Origin of the sequence: Pseudoxanthomonas kalamensis DSM 18571 (genome assembly GCF_010211745.1) — a bacterium.
Classification (GTDB): Bacteria; Pseudomonadota; Gammaproteobacteria; order Xanthomonadales; family Xanthomonadaceae; genus Pseudoxanthomonas_A; species Pseudoxanthomonas_A kalamensis.
Window position 1 is genome coordinate 1 of the sequence record NZ_PDWQ01000012.1, and the last position, 1,799, is coordinate 1,799.

A 1,799-nucleotide genomic window follows, 5' to 3' on the forward strand; every position below is an offset into this window, starting at 1 on the left:
ATCAACTACCTGGTGTAGCCATAGGCGTTTTTCGCGAAGAATATCCAAGGTTGTCTTGTAACGCTCCCCAAGGACGCGAGCTGACTCTATTGAGTCGCCCCTGAAAAACCCCCAGACCGCATCCATTGCAAGACTTGACCTACGTTTTAGGCGTGCTGGAATTACCAGTTTTCGTTACTCTACGAACTGGTTTATGGCAGTTTTCGCCCATGCGTACACGCCGTCCCGCCGCCGAGCAATTGCCTGCCGATGAGTTGTTTCGTTCGCGTCTGGAGAACCAGATCGACTTGCGCCATCCACTGGTCCAGCTGAGCCACCGGCTGCCGTGGAGTGCGCTGGAGCAGGCGCTGTCGCCACGATTGCCGGTCACCACCGGCACAGGCGGTCGCCCCGCATTGCCGATGCGTCTGATCGCTGGGCTGCTCTACCTCAAGCACGCCTACGACCTGTCCGATGAAGCGGTGTGCGAACGTTGGCTGGAAAATCCGTACTGGCAGTTTTTCACCGGCGAGGTGGTGTTCCAGACCTGCTTGCCGTGCGATCCCAGCTCCCTGACACGGTGGCGACAGCGCCTGGGCGAAGCCGGGATGGAAGAGCTGTTGGCGCACACCATCAACACCGCACATGCGGTCAAAGCAGTGGATGCGCGCGAGTTGTCGCGAGTGATCGTGGACACCACCGTGCAGGAAAAAGCGATCGCCCATCCCACCGACAACCGGCTGCTGGAGGTGGCCCGCAAGAAGCTGGTGCTGCTGGCCAAGCGACACGGCATCGCACTGCGACAGACCTATGCGCGGCAAGGTCCGGCGTTGAGCCGCAAGGCCGGGCGCTATGCGCATGCGCGCCAGTTCAAGCGCATGCGCAAGGTGCTGCGACGCCAACGCACGATCCTGGGACGCGTATTACGCGATCTGCAACGCAAGCTGGCCCAGCGGGAATCGTCGGTGCGTGAGCGCATCGGTGTCTGGTTGGAGCGCGCACACCGGTTGTTGACACAGCGTCCCAAGGACAACCAAAAACTCTACGCGTTGCACGCGCCGGAAGTGGAATGCATCAGCAAGGGCAAGGCGAGGAACCCGTACGAATTCGGCGTCAAGGTCGGCATTGCGGTGAGTGCGCGCAAGGGCTTGATCGTGGGCGCGCGCAGTTTTCCCGGCAATCCCTACGACGGCGACACGTTGGCCGAGCAATTGGAACAGGCGCGCGGGCTGCTCCAGGATGTGAATGTGATCCCGCAGATGGCCATCGTGGACTTGGGGTATCGCGGGCGCGAGGTGGAGGGTGTGCAGATCCTGCATCGGGGCAAAGCCAGAACGCTGACGCGACGGCAATGGCGCTGGATCAAACGAAGGCAAGCGGTAGAGCCGGTGATCGGACATCTGAAACAGGACTGCCGCTTGAATCGCTGCCATCTCAACGGCGCCCAAGGCGATGCACTGCACGTGCTCGGCTGCGCCGCCGGCTACAACCTGCGGTGGCTGCTGCGCTGGATCGCATTTTTGCGTGCCTGGTTGCAGGTGGTGCGGGCGCGTTCCTCAACGTCCTCAAGCCCCCCGTGGCTCGCAAACATGGCATTTGGTGCTTGAGAGTAGTTTTTCAGGGGCGACTAAATACGCAAGGCGTTACCTGGGAGAAGCGGCCTATCGTTTTAATCGTCGATTCCGCTTGCGCGAGATGCTGCCACGACTTGCCACGGCCATGATGCAATCCAACCCATGTCCGGAGCCGGCTTTGCGCATGGCGGGCAATTTTCATGGCTGAGAGACAGGGCTAATCAGGTGGCCTTTTGCGTTGGCCGA

Annotated in this window: 1 protein-coding gene and 1 pseudogene; both read left to right on the forward strand. The window is 60.9% G+C overall.

Annotation, left to right across the window (positions count from 1 at the left end):
* Positions 1–209: 209 nt before the first annotated feature.
* Positions 210–1,586 carry an IS5 family transposase gene (locus tag CSC70_RS13595; RefSeq protein WP_160964032.1) on the forward strand — a complete coding sequence of 459 codons (1,377 nt, stop codon included), beginning with the start codon at positions 210–212 and terminating at the stop codon, positions 1,584–1,586.
* 22 nt (positions 1,587–1,608) lie between these two features.
* A pseudogene (locus CSC70_RS13600) lies at positions 1,609–1,761 on the forward strand (IS1595 family transposase); the annotation flags it as partial.
* Positions 1,762–1,799 lie beyond the last annotated feature (38 nt).

Coding starts and splice junctions, on each gene's coding strand:
- CSC70_RS13595 (WP_160964032.1), top strand. CDS start 210: ATGCGTACACGCCGTCCCGCCGCCGAGCAATTGCCTGCCGATGAGTTG.